Raw genomic sequence first — 15,189 nt, forward strand, 5'->3', positions numbered from 1 at the left:
CCCCCTCGACCCCAGACGCCGGTACCGACTCACAAGTTAATTTCGAGGATGTTAGCAGAATATATTCTGCGCGCGCGGTAATTTTCTGGGCAGGTCAGCGCCGTTGTACCAGCAATGTCTGCGCCGAAGTCCCGATGAAACCCTCAACATCGAACAACTCGGCAGTGGTTACTCCGATGCCGTCCGGTCCGATCGAACCTCGGGCCCGTAACGCGAAGTCCGTGCCGACTGGCAGGCGATGCAGGTGCACGGTGGTGTCGGTATTCATGAACAGGAATTGCTGCGGGTCCAGCGAAGCTCCGACACCGTTGGCCGAATCCGCCACCATGGCCAGGCGCTGCAACGCCGTGGTGTCTTCGTCGTCGATCAATTGCACCAAGGGGCGCAGCCACACCACCGCGGCGTCGGCGGAGTCGGACTGCGGCACCCACGTCACGGTCTCCAAGTACCCGGGGCGGTCCTGCCAGGGATGCCGGAACCCCGTGTCGGCTCCCTCCACCAGGGGCGGATACCGATCCTGTGCTGCGTCGCGGGTGTCACTGGTGGCCAGCAACCACGCACTGACCCGGGCCACTGCCCGTTGGGAGTCGTTGGGCGCAGCGGCCGTCATTTCGGCGGTCATCATGGCGATGCGCGAGCCGGGACGCGATATCCAGGCCCGAACCCGGACGGGTGAAACGGGAATGGCGCCCAGGATGTCCATGGTCAGTCGGCCGACCCGAAGTCCTGTCCCTTCGGCAAGTTCCTCGATGGACCGGGTCAGAAGAGCCAGTGGAGGTGAGCCATGTTGAATGCTCGGATCCCAGTTGCTGGAGGTGCCCTCGGTGGAATCGAACAGTTGCCAGTCACCATCGGTGCCGAGACGGCGGTAGTAGCAGTCGATCATGCGGCATCGAAGCTGTCCGGCCACCCCGGATAGGGCGGGGGAGTGCCGCCGAATGCCGGGCACAGCGCCTGGTGCGTGCACCAGTCGCACAACCGGGACGGGCTGGGCCGGAAATCACCTGTCACGCCGGCATTTTGGATGGCCCGCCATATGGCCATCAGGGTCTTCTCGAATCGCTCCAGCTCGTCCAGCTCGGGGCTGTAGTCCAGCACTTGGCCGTCAGCCAGGTAGAGCAGCCGCAAGCGGGCCGGCACGATGCCGCGCAACCTCAGCAGGGCCACCGCGTAGAACTTCATCTGGAACATCGCCTTGAACTCGGCCATGGCCCGTGCTGCCGGCGGGGCCTTGCCGGTCTTGTAGTCGACCACGCGCATCTCGCCGGTTGGCGCGACGTCGATGCGGTCGACGAAACCGCGCAACAAGGTGCCGTCGGCCAACTCGACCTCGACGCGCTGTTCGCAGCTCTGAGGGTCGAACCGGGTCGGATCCTCCAGCCGGTAGTAACCCGACAGCAGCGCCCGCGCTTCCTTGAGCAGCGTCTCGCGCAACTCGGGCGCGATCTCGTCGCCCAGCTCCGGCCGCTCGGCTATCACGGCATTCCAGGCTGGGGCGACCAAGGACAGCGCGGTTTCCGGGATGCGGTCACCGGCGGGCAAGGCGTAGAGCCGTTCAAGCGCAGCGTGCACCACCGACCCACGCAACTGTGCCGTCGACGGTGGCTCGGGGAGCCGGTCGATGGCCCGGAATCGGTACAGCAGCGGGCACTGCTTGAAGTCGCTGGCCCGCGACGGTGACAACGCCGGGCGCCGGGTGCGGACCGCGTCGTCACTGATCTCGGATGTACTCATGCGCGATCCGACTCCGCTTCTCGCCGAGTGCTCATACATGCAGCCTATGGCCCGGCGCCGACAAAACTCGCCCAACCCGGCCGCCTGCGGCTACGCGTGAGCTGGCAGGCTAGTCCGGTGCCCATCACCGGACCCTTCACTGTCGGCGACCGCGTTCAACTGACCGACGCCAAAGGCCGGCACTACACCATGGTGCTGGCTCCCGGCGGGGAGTTTCACACCCATCGCGGCATCATCGCTCACGATTCGGTGATCGGGCAGCCTGAGGGCAGCGTGGTGAAGTCCACCAATGGCGACCCGTTCCTGGTGCTGCGGCCGCTGCTGATCGACTACGTGCTGTCCATGCCCCGCGGCGCGCAGGTCATCTACCCCAAGGATGCCGCGCAGATCGTGCATGAGGGCGACATCTTCCCGGGCGCAAGGGTTTTGGAGGCCGGCGCCGGGTCCGGTGCGCTGACCTGTTCACTGCTGCGTGCGGTGGGCCCCGGCGGCACCGTGACGTCGTATGAGGTGCGGGACGATCACGCGGTGCACGCGGTGCGCAACGTCGAGACCTTCTTCGGTGAGCGGCCGGAGAACTGGAACCTGGTGGTCGCCGACCTGAACAGCTACGACGGCCCGTCGGGGGCGAGCGAAGCGACGGGGGACAAGCAGGTGGACCGGGTTGTACTCGACATGCTGGCGCCGTGGGACGTGTTGGACACGGTGTCGAAGGCACTGGTGCCCGGTGGTGTCCTGATCGTCTATGTCGCGACCGTCACCCAGCTGTCGCGGACCGTCGAGGCGCTGCGTGAGCAGACCTGCTGGACCGAGCCGCGCTCCTGGGAGTCACTGCAGCGCGGCTGGGATGTGGTCGGGCTGGCAGTCCGGCCGCAGCATTCGATGCGTGGCCATACCGCGTTTCTGATCAGTGCGCGCCGGCTGGCTCCGGGCGCGGTGACGCCGACGCCGTTGCGCCGTAAGCGAAATATATGACGGCTCCGCGCTAGTCCTCGCTGCTGGCCAACCCACGCTGGGCCGACAGCAACTCGACCTCCGGCCGCCCGGCCACCAATCGCTCGGTCGCGTCCAGGACGTCGACGCAGTGGCTGCGATCAGCGGCCACCACCGCCACTCCGATCGCTGCCCGACGGTGCAGGTCCTGGTGTCCGGACTCGGCCGCCGACACCGAGAACTTGCGTTGCAACTCGGCGATGATAGGACGGATCAGCGAACGCTTCTGCTTCAGCGAATGCACGTCACCGAGCAGCAGATCGAATTCCAGCCAGCCGATCCACATCGAATGTCAGTGCCCGCCGTCGGGCACGGGCGCTGGCGGCGGGGCAGGTGCCGGCGGGGCCGGCACAGAGGGAGCGGGAGCCTCGTTCTCCGGCCCGCCAGGTTTGCCGAATGCCAGCAGCATGTTGGCGGTCTGGCGGCTCAGCTGCCAGGTGTCGCGCAGCGGGCTGAACTCCATGGGAAAGGTGAAGGATTTCTGCGGTGTGACGGACGAACTCATTGTGACGGTGGCCACAATGTTGCCGGGACTGCTGGCCGACCAGGCCAGATCGGTGGCGGTCACGTTCATCGGATCGAACCCGTTGTCATGCAGCGCCTTGGTGAAGCTGTTCACTGGGCCGCGGTCCTGGACGGTGCCGTACTGGATCAACCCGATCTTTTGCTCAACAGGAATCGAAGGGTCGGCGAGGCGAGCTAACACCCCGGTGAGGACATCGGCGGCCGGAAGTGGGGCGGCGGCCGCGGGCGTGTGCGCGCTTGCGGTCAGCTGCGACTGCGAGGCGGGGTCGACGGGCGGCTCGACGTGCTTGCTACACCCGGACAGCCCGGTCGTCACCACTGCGGCGACGATGAGGGCTGTCCGGACCGCAAGCACCTGGTAGCTCGGCTACTTGACCGACTGCAGGAGCGCCATGGCAGACGCCTTGGACAGCTGCCAGCCGGACGGACTCGGACCGGCGACGAAGGTCAGCGGCTGCATCCCGGTGCCGCCATTGGCGGCCGTTGCGGTGACGTTTGCGGTCGCGGTGCCGTCGCCGGCGTCATCGATGTCAGCGATGGCGAACGTGAGCGGGAAGACGCCCTTGGTCAGCGCGTTGCTGTAGGCGCGGTCGGCGGTGATGGCTTCAAGGCGGCCGACGCCACCCTGGATGTAGTTGCCCTTGGCCCCGGCGAAGGTGCCGGCGCCGGTAAGACCGTTGAGGGTGGCCAGCAAAGGGGCCTGCAGGCCGGGAGCCGGCGCCTGGGGCAACGGAACCTCGCGCACCACGGGCGTGATAGCCGTCGCGGTGAGCGTCCCGGAAGTCGGGGCAATCGCGGTCGCACCGGCCGAAGCTGCGCCGACAAGTGCGACAGCTGTGATACCAGTAACGAGGGATTTGACGGTCACGACAGTCCTTTCGATGATCCCGACTTGGGTAGAAGGTTAACAGCGCCGTCGGATGATCGTCAGTGTGTCGAATCTCCTTGAGCACACATGAATGACCGATCGCCGGTAGCGTTGAGGTATCCGCCGCACCAACATCAGGTGTGGGAAAGGAGCGCATGATGAGTGAGTCAGACCGTGCGGATGCGTTCGGTAACACCGACACACCCCGCCCGAAGCCCATGTCCGGCGTAGACGCCGCGGAACTCGAACGGCTCCGAAGCGAGACTGCCGCATTGCGCGAGCAGTTGAGCCTCGCCGCCGGCTCTCCCCGCGGCCAACGAGACGTACAGCAACTCGAAGCCCGGATCGATTCACTGACCGCGCGCAACGGCAAGCTGATGGACACCCTCAAAGAGGCGCGCCAGCAATTGCTGGCGTTGCGCGAGGAGGTCGACCGGCTGGGGCAGCCGCCCAGCGGCTACGGCGTCCTGCTGCTCACCCACGAGGACGACACCGTCGACGTGTTCACCTCGGGTCGCAAGATGCGGTTGTCATGCTCGCCGAACATCGACATCAAGGAACTAAAGCAAGGCCAGACCGTCCGTCTCAACGAGGCACTGACCGTCGTCGAGGCCGGCTCCTTCGAGTCCGTCGGTGAAATCAGCACGCTGCGGGAAATCCTGTCCGACGGCAAGCGAGCCCTCGTGGTCGGCCATGCCGACGAGGAGCGCATCGTCTGGCTGGCCGAGCCGCTGGTCGCCCCGGAGTTCCTGGACCCCGAGGTCGTCGCCTTGCTGGAGGACGCCGAGGAGGACCTGCGTTCACGCAAGCTGCGTCCGGGTGACTCGCTGCTGGTCGACAGCAAGGCCGGCTACGCGTTCGAGCGCATCCCGAAGGCCGAGGTCGAAGATCTGGTGCTCGAGGAGGTGCCCGACGTCAGCTACAGCGACATCGGTGGCCTGGGCCGGCAGATCGAGCTGATCCGCGACGCCGTCGAGCTGCCGTTCCTGCACAAGGATCTGTACAAGGAGTACGCGCTGCGGCCGCCCAAGGGCGTGCTGCTGTACGGCCCGCCCGGCTGTGGTAAGACGCTGATCGCGAAGGCCGTGGCCAACTCGCTGGCCAAGAAGATGGCTGAGATCCGCGGCGACGATGCGCGCGAGGCCAAGAGCTACTTCCTGAACATCAAGGGCCCGGAACTGTTGAACAAGTTCGTCGGCGAGACCGAGCGGCATATCCGCCTGATCTTCCAGCGAGCTCGTGAGAAGGCGTCCGAGGGCACCCCGGTGATCGTGTTCTTCGACGAGATGGACTCCATCTTCCGGACCCGCGGCACCGGCGTCAGCTCCGACGTCGAAACCACTGTCGTCCCACAGCTTCTCAGTGAGATCGACGGTGTCGAGGGCCTGGAGAATGTGATCGTCATCGGCGCTTCCAACCGTGAGGACATGATCGACCCGGCGATCCTGCGGCCCGGCCGCCTGGACGTCAAGATCAAGATCGAACGGCCGGATGCCGAAGCGGCGCAGGACATCTTCAGCAAGTACCTCACCGAGGAACTGCCGGTGCACGCCGACGATCTGCGCGAGTTCGGCGACGACCGGGCGCTCTGCATCAAGACCATGATCGAGAAGGTCGTGGATCGGATGTACGCGGAGATCGACGACAACCGGTTCCTGGAAGTCACCTATGCCAACGGTGACAAGGAAGTCATGTACTTCAAGGACTTCAACTCGGGCGCCATGATCCAGAACGTGGTGGACCGGGCCAAGAAGTACGCGATCAAGTCGGTGCTGGAAACCCAACAGCGGGGCTTGCGTATCCAGCACCTGCTGGACTCGATCGTCGATGAGTTCGCCGAGAACGAGGATCTGCCCAACACGACCAATCCCGATGACTGGGCACGGATTTCGGGCAAGAAGGGCGAGCGGATCGTCTACATCCGGACGCTGGTCACTGGCAAGAGTTCCAGCGCCAGCCGCGCTATCGACACCGAGAGCAACCTGGGACAGTACCTGTAGCGCGTCACTCTCCAACAGAAACAAATATCCCCATTCGCTTCGTCGAGTGGGGATATTTGTGTCTGCGCACGGCTCGGGGTCCAACACCACCCCACTGCCGTAGTCAGCGCGGCGCCCGGGTCCGATACCGGTCGCGGGCCTCCAGCGTGCGTTGCAGATCCGCCACCTGGGGGTCGACGAACTCGGTGCGGTAGTCGGAGTCACTGGCCGCGCGGGCGCTGAGGTACATGAACGTCAGGGCGCCCAGGAACAGCGTCATCTGAATCAGTGGCTCCGGGATCGGCAACGTCATGCCCAGCAGGGTGCCCATGGGTGACCCGGACGGTGCCCACTGTGCGAGTAGCTCCGGGCTCAGCAGAATCAGCCCGAACCCGAAGAAGATGGCCGCGGTTACCGCGGCGACCGTCAACAACTGCGCCACCTGTGACATCGCCAACACGAACACCACGTTGGCACTTTCGGTGCGAGACAACGGGATTCGTCGGCCGGGGTCGGGCATCTGCTCGAAGGGAGTTCCGGTCAGGGGCGCGGGTCCCGTCGTGGACGACTGCTGCGTGGTTGTGGTCAGGAGCGGGCGGACCCGGTCGATCGTCGTCGTCACGACGAATGTCACCGCGATCAGCGCCAGGAAATCCAGTGCGCACCACAGTCGGGCGCGGCTGAGGGTGGCCGCCATGATCCAGGCGTAACCGTTGAAGAACACCAGCACGGTGAGCAGCATTATCGGCAGCACCCTGGCGAACAGGCGGCCCAGGTTGGACAGATTGTGCACCGTCACATCCAGTGCCCAGCCGAGTATCGATCCGATTCCGGATGCGGTGCACGCCAGGATGAGGGCGATGATCACCCCGGCATAGATCAGATTCGGGCCGACTCGTGGGCTCGGCCCGCCTAATACCGCTCCTGTCACGCATACCGCGACGGCCACAAAGGCCGCTGCCGCGCGATTGCGCCAGGACGAGATTCGTGACACCCCCCAGCCGATCAGCGACGCGACCGGTGCCACCAACACCAGCAGACCCAGGACGAACCATTCGGTACGGGTCGGCGCGCCGCCGATGTTGACGGTGTGTTTGCCGGTGATCGACGTCACCAGAATCGAGTTGGCCATGAACACGGCGAATGCCGCCAGCACGGGCGCCGAGCGCTGCCACAGCCGCCGTACCAGCGCCCCTGGACGTAGTACCGCCGGCAGGCCACGGCGCAGGAACCAGGTCTCTGCGGCGATCCGGTCGGTTACCGAGATGGTCATGGTGCTCAATCGTGCAACAGAAGTCGGACGGGGGCTTGAAAGCGATTCGTCTAGTCTGAGCGGCATGCAACGGATCATCGGGACCGAGGTCGAATACGGCATCTCATCGCCGTCGGATCCGACCGCAAATCCGATCCTGACGTCGACTCAGGCGGTGCTGGCATATGCGGCGGCCAGCGGGATCCAGCGGGCCAAGCGCACGCGCTGGGACTACGAGGTCGAATCCCCGCTGCGCGACGCCCGTGGCTTTGACCTGAGCCGTTCCACTGGCCCCGCACCGATCGTGGACGCTGACGAGATCGGCGCCGCCAACATGATCTTGACCAATGGCGCTCGGCTCTATGTCGACCATGCCCATCCGGAGTACTCGGCGCCCGAGGTCACCGATCCGATGGATGCGGTGATCTGGGACAAAGCCGGCGAACGCGTCATGGAGGCCGCGGCTCGGCACGTGGCCAGCGTGCCCGGCGCGGCCAGGCTGCAGCTGTACAAGAACAACGTCGACGGCAAGGGTGCGTCGTACGGTTCGCACGAGAACTACCTGATGAGCCGTCAGACCCCGTTCACCTCGGTGATCGCCGGGTTGACTCCGTTCTTCGTGTCGCGGCAGGTGGTCACCGGTTCCGGCCGGGTCGGTATCGGGCAATCCGGCGACGAGCCGGGCTTCCAGCTCACTCAGCGGGCCGACTACATCGAGGTCGAGGTCGGCCTGGAGACCACGCTCAAGCGCGGCATCATCAACACCCGGGACGAGCCGCACGCCGACGCCGACAAGTACCGGCGGCTGCACGTCATCATCGGTGACGCCAACCTCTCGGAGACGTCGACCTACCTCAAGGTGGGCACCACTTCGCTGGTGCTCGACCTGATCGAGTTCGGTGCGGCCGAGGGCATCGAGCTGTCGGACCTGGCGCTGGCCCGCCCGGTGCACGCGGTGCACGTCATCAGCCGCGACCCGTCGCTGCGGGCCACTGTGGCGCTGGCCGATGGCCGCGAGCTGACCGGCCTTGCGCTGCAACGCATCTACCTGGACCGGGTGGCCAAGTTGCAGGAGCGCCGCGACCCGGACCCGCGGGCCAACCACGTCATCGAGACCTGGGCACGGGTGCTGGATCTGCTCGAACGCGACCCGATGGAGTGCGCCGAGATCCTCGACTGGCCGGCCAAGCTGCGCCTGCTGGAGGGTTTCCGGCAGCGCGAGAACCTGAGCTGGAACGCGCCGCGGCTGCACCTTGTGGACCTGCAGTATTCCGACGTTCGGCTGGACAAAGGCCTGTACAACCGGCTGGTGGCGCGCGGTTCGATGCAGCGGTTGGTCACCGAGCAGGAGGTGCTCGACGCGGTACACAACCCGCCGACCGACACGCGGGCCTACTTCCGGGGTGAATGCCTGCGCCGGTTCGGTGCAGACATCGCCGCGGCCAGCTGGGACTCGGTGATTTTCGACCTCGGAGGCGAGTCGCTGGTGCGTATTCCCACCCTGGAGCCGCTGCGCGGCAGCAAAGCACACGTCGGTGCGTTGTTGGATTCAGTGGACAGCGCCGTGGAACTGGTGGAACAGCTCACGACGTAACTGCTTGGCATACCGGGCAAGACGGGTGCCGACCGGTAGTGTGAGGTAACGCAATCGAGCAGTAGGAGGCGGCGATGGCTCAGGAACAGACCAAGCGTGGCGGTGGTGGCGGCGAGGACGACGACCAGTCGGGCCCGTCTGCCGCGGGCCAGGAGCGTCGAGAGAAGCTGGCCGAGGACACTGACGACCTGCTCGATGAGATCGACGACGTGCTTGAGGAGAACGCCGAGGACTTCGTGCGGGCTTATGTCCAAAAGGGTGGGGAATGACGGCCCGGTACAGCCGCTTACCCGCTGGGCCCCAATTCGCCGATCGTTTAGATGTCACCTCACCGCAGCTGAGTCTGTCGTCGTTCTCGGAGTTTCTGAGCCGACAGGCACCACACCTGCTGCCGTCGGTGAGTGACGTGACCGCGGACGTGAGGAGCAATGGGGTTTCAGCGGGCGGTTCGGACTTGCCCCATGGCACCACGATCGTCGCGTTGAAGTTCCCCGGTGGCGTGTTGATCGCGGGGGACCGGCGGGCCACCCAAGGCAACATGATCGCCAGCCGTGACGTGCAGAAGGTGCATATCGCCGACGACTACACCGCCACCGGCATCGCCGGCACGGCGGCCATCGCGGTGGAATTCGCCCGGTTGTACGCCGTAGAACTCGAGCACTACGAGAAGCTCGAAGGCGTACCGCTGACCTTCCGGGGCAAAGTCAACCGGTTGGCCATCATGGTTCGCGGCAATCTCGGTGCTGCGCTGCAGGGCTTTGTCGCGTTGCCGCTGCTGGTGGGCTATGACCTCGATGATTCTGATCCAGGCAATGCCGGTCGTATCGTCTCGTTCGACGCTGCCGGCGGCTGGAATATCGAGGACGAGGGTTACCAGTCGGTGGGCTCGGGTTCGTTGTTCGCCAAGTCGTCCATCAAGAAGCTGTATTCCCAAGTGACCGATGCGGATTCAGCCTTGAAGGTCGCCATCGAGGCGCTCTACGACGCTGCTGATGACGATTCGGCGACTGGCGGACCGGACCTGACGCGTGGCATCTACCCGACCGCGGCGCTGATAGGTGCCGACGGCGCCGAAGAAGTCACAGAGGAGCGGATCGCCGCGCTGGCCCGCGAGGTCATCGCCAAGCGGACGCGCGCTGGAGGCAACGCCTGATGAGCTTTCCGTATTTCATCTCGCCCGAACAGGCGATGCGTGAGCGTTCCGAGCTTGCGCGCAAAGGCATTTCGCGTGGCCGCAGTGTGGTGGCGCTGGCCTATGCAGGTGGCGTGCTGTTCGTCGCGGAGAACCCGTCGCGGTCGTTGCAAAAGGTCAGCGAGCTCTACGACCGGGTGGGTTTCGCCGCGGTCGGGCGGTTCAACGAGTTCGACAACTTGCGTCGCGGCGGTATCCAGTTCGCTGACACCCGCGGTTACGCCTACGACCGTCGTGACGTCACGGGTCGGCAACTGGCCAACGTGTACGCCCAGACTCTTGGCACCATCTTCACCGAGCAGGCCAAGCCGTACGAGGTCGAGTTGTGCGTGGCCGAGGTGGCCCATTACGGCGAGACCAAAGCCCCTGAGCTGTACCGGATCACGTACGACGGGTCCATCGCCGACGAGCCGCATTTCGTGGTGATGGGCGGCACCACCGAGCCCATCGCCACGGCGCTCAACGATTCCTACACCGAGAACGCCAGTTTGGCCGACGCGGTGAAGATCGCTGTCGATGCGCTGCATGCGGGTGCCGGAGAAGATCGCGTACTTGGGGTATCGAGCCTGGAGGTCGCGGTCCTGGACGCCAAGCGCCCACGCCGGGCGTTCCGCCGGATCACCGGTGCGGCACTGAATGCGTTGCTGCCCAAGGCGGATGCGAACCCGGCCGAAGCTGATGCCGAAGGCGAAGCCGAAGCCGAAGCCGAAGGCGAAGCCGAATAGCTCCGCTATCGGGTCGGTGTCGGTTCTGCTCACTCCAGTCGTGCTCCGGTGCTGCCGAAGAAGCGCAGGTGCTCGGGCTTGGCGACGAGTCGTACCCGGCTTCCGCGCGCCGGCGGGTCGTGAGCATCGGTACGTGCCGTGACGGTATGGCCGGCGGTGCCGTCCATACCATCTGCGGTGATCCGGCCGTGTAGGTAAGCGTCAGCGCCGAGATCCTCGACGACGTCGACTTCGACCTCGGTCCCACTGTCCGAGCCCAGCTCGAAGTGTTCGGGCCGGATGCCGACCACCACGTCGGGTCCGGCATCAGCAATCGCTCTTGGCAGCTGGATCATCCAGTCGCCCAGTGCAACTGAGTCGCCGCGAACCGACAGCGCGAACAGGTTCATCGGTGGTGCCCCGAGAAAGCCGGCGACGAAGGTGTTGGTCGGATTGCGGTACAGCTCGCGCGGCGGCGCGCACTGTTGCAGCACCCCGTCGCGTAGTACGGCGACCCGGTCGCCCATGGTCATCGCCTCGACCTGATCGTGCGTCACGTACAGCGTGGTGGTACCCAATCTCCTCTGTAGCGCGGCGATTTGGTTACGGGTCTGCACCCGCAGGCCCGCGTCGAGGTTAGACAACGGCTCATCCATGAGGAACACCTGCGGATGGCGCACGATGGCCCGTCCCATCGCCACTCGCTGGCGCTGGCCACCGGACAGGTCCTTGGGCTTGCGATTCAGATACGGCTCGAGGTCCAGCATGCGGGCCGCATCCAGCACCCGCTCGGCGATCTCGGCTTTGGGGTGCCGCGCGATCTTGAGGGCAAACCCCATGTTCTGCGCCACCGTCATATGCGGGTACAGCGCGTAGTTCTGGAAAACCATGGCGATATCGCGGTCTTTCGGATCGGTGTCCGTGACGTCGGCACCACCGATCCGGATGCGTCCGGAATCCACGCTCTCGAGGCCCGCCAGCATCCGCAGCGAGGTCGACTTGCCACAACCGGACGGTCCGACCAGAACCAGGAACTCGCCGTCGCCGACAGCCAGATCCAGCTGGTCCACCGCCGGCCGGTCAGTCCCGGGGAAGCACCGGGTCACCTTGTCGAAATCCACTGTGGCCATTGGTCACTGCCCGCCCAGACCGGTCATTGCGACACCGCGGATGAACGAGCGCTGCGCCACCGCGTACAGGGCGATCAATGGCAGCAGGATCAGGATGGAGGCCGCCATCAGCACCGGCCACCGCGAAACATGCTGTCCCTGAGTCCAAACCAGGCCCAGCGTCAACGTGGCGATTTCAGGCCGCTGGATCATCACCAGCGGCCAGAGAAAGTCATTCCAGACGTTCACCCATGTCAACACCCCCAACACCATGAGCGCAGGCTTGGTGTGCGGCAACAGTATCCGCCAATAGATCTGCCAGGGCGAGCAGCCGTCGAGCACGGCGGCCTCCTCGAGGTCGGTGGGCAGGGTCCGGAAGAACTGTCGCATGAGATAGGTGCCGAATGCGGAACCGAACAGCCCTGGCACGATCATCGCCCAAGGGGTGTCGGTCCAGCCGAGGACGCGCATGATGATGAACTGCGGAATGACCGTGACAGTCAGCGGCACCATCAGGGTCGCCAGGTACAGCACAAACATGGTGTCGCGACCACGGAAAGGCAAGCGGGCAAACGCATAACCCGCCAGCGAACAGAAGAACACCTGCCCGGCCGTCACGCAACCGGCATACAGCACGGTATTGGCGAACATCCGCCAGAACGGCATCAGGGTGAACACCTCGGCGTAGTTGGACCACTGCGGTTGCGCCGGAAGCAGTTTGGGTTCACTGACCTCGGCCGGCGTCTTCAACGATCCGGACAGCGCCCACAGCACCGGAAACATTGCGCACCATGCCATGGCGATCAGCAGCGTGTATATCAGCGCGGCACGGAGCATCCCGCGTCGGATGATCCGCTGCTTCCGCGGTGCGAATTGGGACATCACGATTCGGCCCGCCGGGAGCGACGCAGTTGCAACACGGTCAGCACCAGCAAGATGGCGAACATCACCCAGGCCAGGGCACAGGCATAACCGAATTCACTGAACGCGAACGCATGCTGGAACAGCATGATGCCCAGTACGTAGGTGGCCGACTCCGGCCCGCCGTTGCCACCGGTCAACACGTAGACCTGATCAAAGGCCTGGAATGCGTTGATGATCGAGATGATCACCACGAAGGACAGTGCGCTGCGGATCATCGGAAGGGTGATCGAGAAGAAGCGCCGGAGTTCACCGGCGCCGTCGATTCTGGCGGCTTCGTAAAGGGTTTCGGGGATGCCTTGCATCGCGGCCAGCAAGATGACCGTCGCGAACGGAACGCTCTTCCAGACGCTGACCAGGCACAGCGAGACCATCGCCCAGTGCGGGTCGACCAGCCAGGGGACCGGGCCCAGCCCGAACCAGCCCAGCATGATGTTGAGCAGCCCGTTGTTGGTGTTGAAGACGAATTGCCACACCACCGACATCACCACTGCCGAGACCGCCAGCGGCAGGAAGATGATGGTCCGGAAGATATTGATGCCCTTAAGCTTTCGGTTCAGCAGGGCCGCCACTGCCAGGCTGATCACCAGCGTGGGCAGCACGGAACCGATGGTGAAAACCACAGTGTTGCGTAGCGCGATGCCGAAGAGTGGGTCTGCGGTGAACAGGTGGTGGTAGTTGGCCGTCCCCACGAATTTCGCTGGGCTGAACAGATCCCACCGCTGACCGCTCATATACAGCGAGAAACCGAGCGGAAACAGCATGAACACCACCAGTGCGGCCAAATTCGGTACGACGAAAGCGCGCCCGGCACGGGCTCTAGCCCGTTCTGCGGCGGACAGGCGATTACTCATGCGCGATCCGCTTCGCTTCTCGCTGACCAGTCATGCGCCGTGCGCTGCGCTTCTCGCCGAAAGTCATGCGCCGCCCGCCAATATCGCGTCGACCTGTCCGGATAACCTGGTTTTCAGTGACGTTGCAGGTTGGGTGCCACGCAATACCGGACCGAAACTCCGGTCCATCAACGCGTCGATCTTGTTCCAGCACGGGGTGATCGGCAGGTACCCAGAGCGCGCCGGCCCGCCGGTCAGCACGGCGAGGTTGCGAATCCGCTTGTGTGCAAGCGCAAACCCGGCTGATTTGAGGGCCGGGTTGAGCGCCGGCACGAATAGTCCGGTGTCGGCGATCAGGGCCTGGCCGACGGGACCGGTCGCAAACTTGATGAACTCCCAGGCCTGGTCCTTGTGCCGACTGGCGGCCGCGATGGCCAAGCCGGTGGTGCCGATGTTGGAACAAGCGTGGGTGCCGCGGGGGCCGACCGGCAATGCAGTGACATCGAAATCGAGCCCGTCGGACCGGGCGAAGCTCTGAAAACGCCAATGTCCGGCCAGCGCCATCGCTGCTTTGCCCGCTGCGAACAGATCCATCGTGGACATCGACTGCGCGTCGATCGCGGTGGGCGAAACCCGGTGTCTGGCAGCTAGATCGGCGTAGAATTGCACACCTTCGAGGAACGCGTCGTCGTTGAAGTTCAGATGGGTCGGGTTGGTCCGTGGCACGCACCACTGCGCGCCATTGTTCATGGCGAACAGGCCGGCCGAGTAGGTGGGCACCCAGGTTTCGACGAATCCCCACTGGCTGACTTTGCCCGCCCGATCGCGCTTGGTCAAAGCCTTTGCTGCATCGAGGAATTCGGTGAAACTCCAGGGCTGTTCCCAGCTGGCCGGTGGTGGTCGCACGCCGGCCCCGGCGAACAATGCCCGGTTGTAGAACAGGAAATTCCCAGACCATTGCTCGGGGAATGCGTACTGCCCGCCCTTGAAAGCGAAGGTGTCGTACAGCGACGGGATGCTGTCGGCCTTCAGTTGACTGGCGAAATCGGGGTCCTTCGCGGCCAGCGTGTTGAGATCCAGCAGCACACCGCGGTCGGCCAGCGACGCATAGGTCAATTCCCACGCCATCAGCACATCGGGGCACCGGCCACCGGCGCAGAACGTCGACATCTGCTGCACTGGGTCCGGGCCGGACAGCACGATTCGGACCGGGATGTCTGGGTGGAGGCGGCCGAATTCTGCGATGACCCGCCTGCGGGCGTCTGCTTCCTCCGGATTGGCGGCAAAGAAGAAGGTCAGTGTGTGTTCGTCGGGGTTGCCACACGCCGAACCCCACGGCGCCAACGCTGCTGCGCCGAGCACTCCGGCACCGCGCAGCAGCGTGCGGCGATCAAACAGGTTTTCGTACATGTTGCTCCCAGCATCGCGGGCTACCGTCGATGCTGGCATTCCGGCGGCGTGACGTCGAGGCTGACACTGACCCGT

At 64.8% G+C, this 15,189-nt stretch carries 16 protein-coding genes; 6 read left to right on the forward strand and 10 right to left on the reverse strand.

Going from position 1 to position 15,189, the window contains the following annotated elements; all coding sequences use genetic code 11:
* Positions 1-94: 94 nt before the first annotated feature.
* Together M2432_RS18615 and M2432_RS18620 are read right to left on the reverse strand one after the other, a co-directional pair.
* On the reverse strand, positions 95-886 hold the full coding sequence (locus tag M2432_RS18615; RefSeq protein WP_280828304.1) for a thioesterase family protein: 792 nt from the start codon (positions 884-886) through the stop codon (positions 95-97).
* Positions 883-1,734, reverse strand: a complete 852-nt coding sequence (locus M2432_RS18620; protein WP_280828305.1) for a RecB family exonuclease — start codon at positions 1,732-1,734, stop codon at positions 883-885. The genes M2432_RS18615 and M2432_RS18620 overlap by 4 nt, the downstream gene beginning before the upstream one ends.
* A 117-nt stretch (positions 1,735-1,851) precedes the next feature.
* On the opposite strand from M2432_RS18620, the gene M2432_RS18625 reads away from it, so the two are divergent.
* Complete coding sequence (locus M2432_RS18625) at positions 1,852-2,709, forward strand: tRNA (adenine-N1)-methyltransferase (RefSeq protein WP_280828306.1); 858 nt, start codon at positions 1,852-1,854, stop codon at positions 2,707-2,709.
* Between the two features lie 10 nt (positions 2,710-2,719).
* On the opposite strand, the gene M2432_RS18630 is transcribed toward M2432_RS18625, so the two are convergent.
* Genes M2432_RS18630 through M2432_RS18640 form a run of 3 tightly spaced genes read right to left on the reverse strand, consistent with a single transcriptional unit; the run spans position 2,720 to position 4,120 of the window.
* Positions 2,720-3,013, reverse strand: a complete 294-nt coding sequence (locus M2432_RS18630; protein ID WP_280828307.1) for a DUF503 family protein — start codon at positions 3,011-3,013, stop codon at positions 2,720-2,722.
* A gap of 6 nt (positions 3,014-3,019) precedes the next feature.
* Complete coding sequence (locus M2432_RS18635; protein WP_280828308.1) at positions 3,020-3,607, reverse strand: hypothetical protein; 588 nt, start codon at positions 3,605-3,607, stop codon at positions 3,020-3,022.
* Between the two features lie 12 nt (positions 3,608-3,619).
* Positions 3,620-4,120 (reverse strand): hypothetical protein, encoded by a 501-nt coding sequence (locus tag M2432_RS18640; RefSeq protein WP_280828309.1) that lies wholly within the window; start codon positions 4,118-4,120, stop codon positions 3,620-3,622.
* Positions 4,121-4,278: 158 nt separating this feature from the next.
* Between M2432_RS18640 and arc the strand changes: the two genes are divergently transcribed.
* Positions 4,279-6,120, forward strand: coding sequence for a proteasome ATPase (gene arc / locus M2432_RS18645; protein ID WP_280828310.1), 1,842 nt, complete (start codon positions 4,279-4,281; stop codon positions 6,118-6,120).
* Positions 6,121-6,223: 103 nt separating this feature from the next.
* On the opposite strand, the gene M2432_RS18650 is transcribed toward arc, so the two are convergent.
* Positions 6,224-7,372: a hypothetical protein gene (locus M2432_RS18650; protein ID WP_280828311.1), complete on the reverse strand. Its 1,149-nt coding sequence runs from the start codon at positions 7,370-7,372 to the stop codon at positions 6,224-6,226.
* A gap of 64 nt (positions 7,373-7,436) precedes the next feature.
* Between M2432_RS18650 and dop the strand changes: the two genes are divergently transcribed.
* From dop to prcA, 4 genes are all read left to right on the forward strand, one after another.
* The gene (dop, locus tag M2432_RS18655; RefSeq protein WP_280828312.1) at positions 7,437-8,945 is read left to right on the forward strand and encodes a depupylase/deamidase Dop; all 1,509 of its coding nucleotides are present in this window, start codon (positions 7,437-7,439) and stop codon (positions 8,943-8,945) included.
* A 74-nt stretch (positions 8,946-9,019) separates the two neighbouring features.
* On the forward strand, positions 9,020-9,214 hold the full coding sequence (locus M2432_RS18660) for a ubiquitin-like protein Pup (RefSeq protein ID WP_280828313.1): 195 nt from the start codon (positions 9,020-9,022) through the stop codon (positions 9,212-9,214).
* A complete protein-coding gene (gene prcB / locus M2432_RS18665; protein ID WP_280828314.1) occupies positions 9,211-10,098 on the forward strand; it encodes a proteasome subunit beta in 888 nt (295 codons plus the stop codon). The genes M2432_RS18660 and prcB overlap by 4 nt, the downstream gene beginning before the upstream one ends.
* The gene (gene prcA / locus M2432_RS18670) at positions 10,098-10,862 is read left to right on the forward strand and encodes a proteasome subunit alpha (protein ID WP_280828315.1); all 765 of its coding nucleotides are present in this window, start codon (positions 10,098-10,100) and stop codon (positions 10,860-10,862) included. Before prcB ends, prcA begins: the two co-directional genes overlap by 1 nt.
* A gap of 29 nt (positions 10,863-10,891) precedes the next feature.
* Here the strand turns inward: prcA and ugpC are convergent, their stop codons facing one another.
* From ugpC to M2432_RS18690, 4 genes are all read right to left on the reverse strand, one after another.
* The gene (gene ugpC / locus M2432_RS18675) at positions 10,892-11,971 is read right to left on the reverse strand and encodes a sn-glycerol-3-phosphate ABC transporter ATP-binding protein UgpC (protein ID WP_280828316.1); all 1,080 of its coding nucleotides are present in this window, start codon (positions 11,969-11,971) and stop codon (positions 10,892-10,894) included.
* A gap of 3 nt (positions 11,972-11,974) precedes the next feature.
* On the reverse strand, positions 11,975-12,832 hold the full coding sequence (locus M2432_RS18680; RefSeq protein ID WP_280828317.1) for a carbohydrate ABC transporter permease: 858 nt from the start codon (positions 12,830-12,832) through the stop codon (positions 11,975-11,977).
* On the reverse strand, positions 12,832-13,725 hold the full coding sequence (locus tag M2432_RS18685) for a sugar ABC transporter permease (RefSeq protein ID WP_280828318.1): 894 nt from the start codon (positions 13,723-13,725) through the stop codon (positions 12,832-12,834). The genes M2432_RS18680 and M2432_RS18685 overlap by 1 nt, the downstream gene beginning before the upstream one ends.
* A gap of 63 nt (positions 13,726-13,788) precedes the next feature.
* Positions 13,789-15,114, reverse strand: coding sequence for a sugar ABC transporter substrate-binding protein (locus M2432_RS18690; protein WP_280828319.1), 1,326 nt, complete (start codon positions 15,112-15,114; stop codon positions 13,789-13,791).
* Between the last annotated feature and the right edge of the window lie 75 nt (positions 15,115-15,189).

Source organism: Mycobacterium sp. OTB74, assembly GCF_029892685.1.
Classification (GTDB): Bacteria; Actinomycetota; Actinomycetes; order Mycobacteriales; family Mycobacteriaceae; genus Mycobacterium.

Bases quoted from the DNA above. Each gene is read 5' to 3' on its own strand.
- ugpC (WP_280828316.1), bottom strand. From the start codon at position 11,971: ATGGCCACAGTGGATTTCGACAAGGTGACCCGGTGCTTCCCCGGGACT.
- M2432_RS18660 (WP_280828313.1), top strand. From the start codon at position 9,020: ATGGCTCAGGAACAGACCAAGCGTGGCGGTGGTGGCGGCGAGGACGAC.
- M2432_RS18690 (WP_280828319.1), bottom strand. From the start codon at position 15,114: ATGTACGAAAACCTGTTTGATCGCCGCACGCTGCTGCGCGGTGCCGGA.
- arc (WP_280828310.1), top strand. From the start codon at position 4,279: ATGAGTGAGTCAGACCGTGCGGATGCGTTCGGTAACACCGACACACCC.
- M2432_RS18685 (WP_280828318.1), bottom strand. From the start codon at position 13,725: ATGAGTAATCGCCTGTCCGCCGCAGAACGGGCTAGAGCCCGTGCCGGG.
- M2432_RS18680 (WP_280828317.1), bottom strand. From the start codon at position 12,832: ATGTCCCAATTCGCACCGCGGAAGCAGCGGATCATCCGACGCGGGATG.
- prcB (WP_280828314.1), top strand. From the start codon at position 9,211: ATGACGGCCCGGTACAGCCGCTTACCCGCTGGGCCCCAATTCGCCGAT.
- M2432_RS18650 (WP_280828311.1), bottom strand. From the start codon at position 7,372: ATGACCATCTCGGTAACCGACCGGATCGCCGCAGAGACCTGGTTCCTG.
- M2432_RS18630 (WP_280828307.1), bottom strand. From the start codon at position 3,013: ATGTGGATCGGCTGGCTGGAATTCGATCTGCTGCTCGGTGACGTGCAT.
- prcA (WP_280828315.1), top strand. From the start codon at position 10,098: ATGAGCTTTCCGTATTTCATCTCGCCCGAACAGGCGATGCGTGAGCGT.
- M2432_RS18615 (WP_280828304.1), bottom strand. From the start codon at position 886: ATGATCGACTGCTACTACCGCCGTCTCGGCACCGATGGTGACTGGCAA.
- M2432_RS18620 (WP_280828305.1), bottom strand. From the start codon at position 1,734: ATGAGTACATCCGAGATCAGTGACGACGCGGTCCGCACCCGGCGCCCG.
- dop (WP_280828312.1), top strand. From the start codon at position 7,437: ATGCAACGGATCATCGGGACCGAGGTCGAATACGGCATCTCATCGCCG.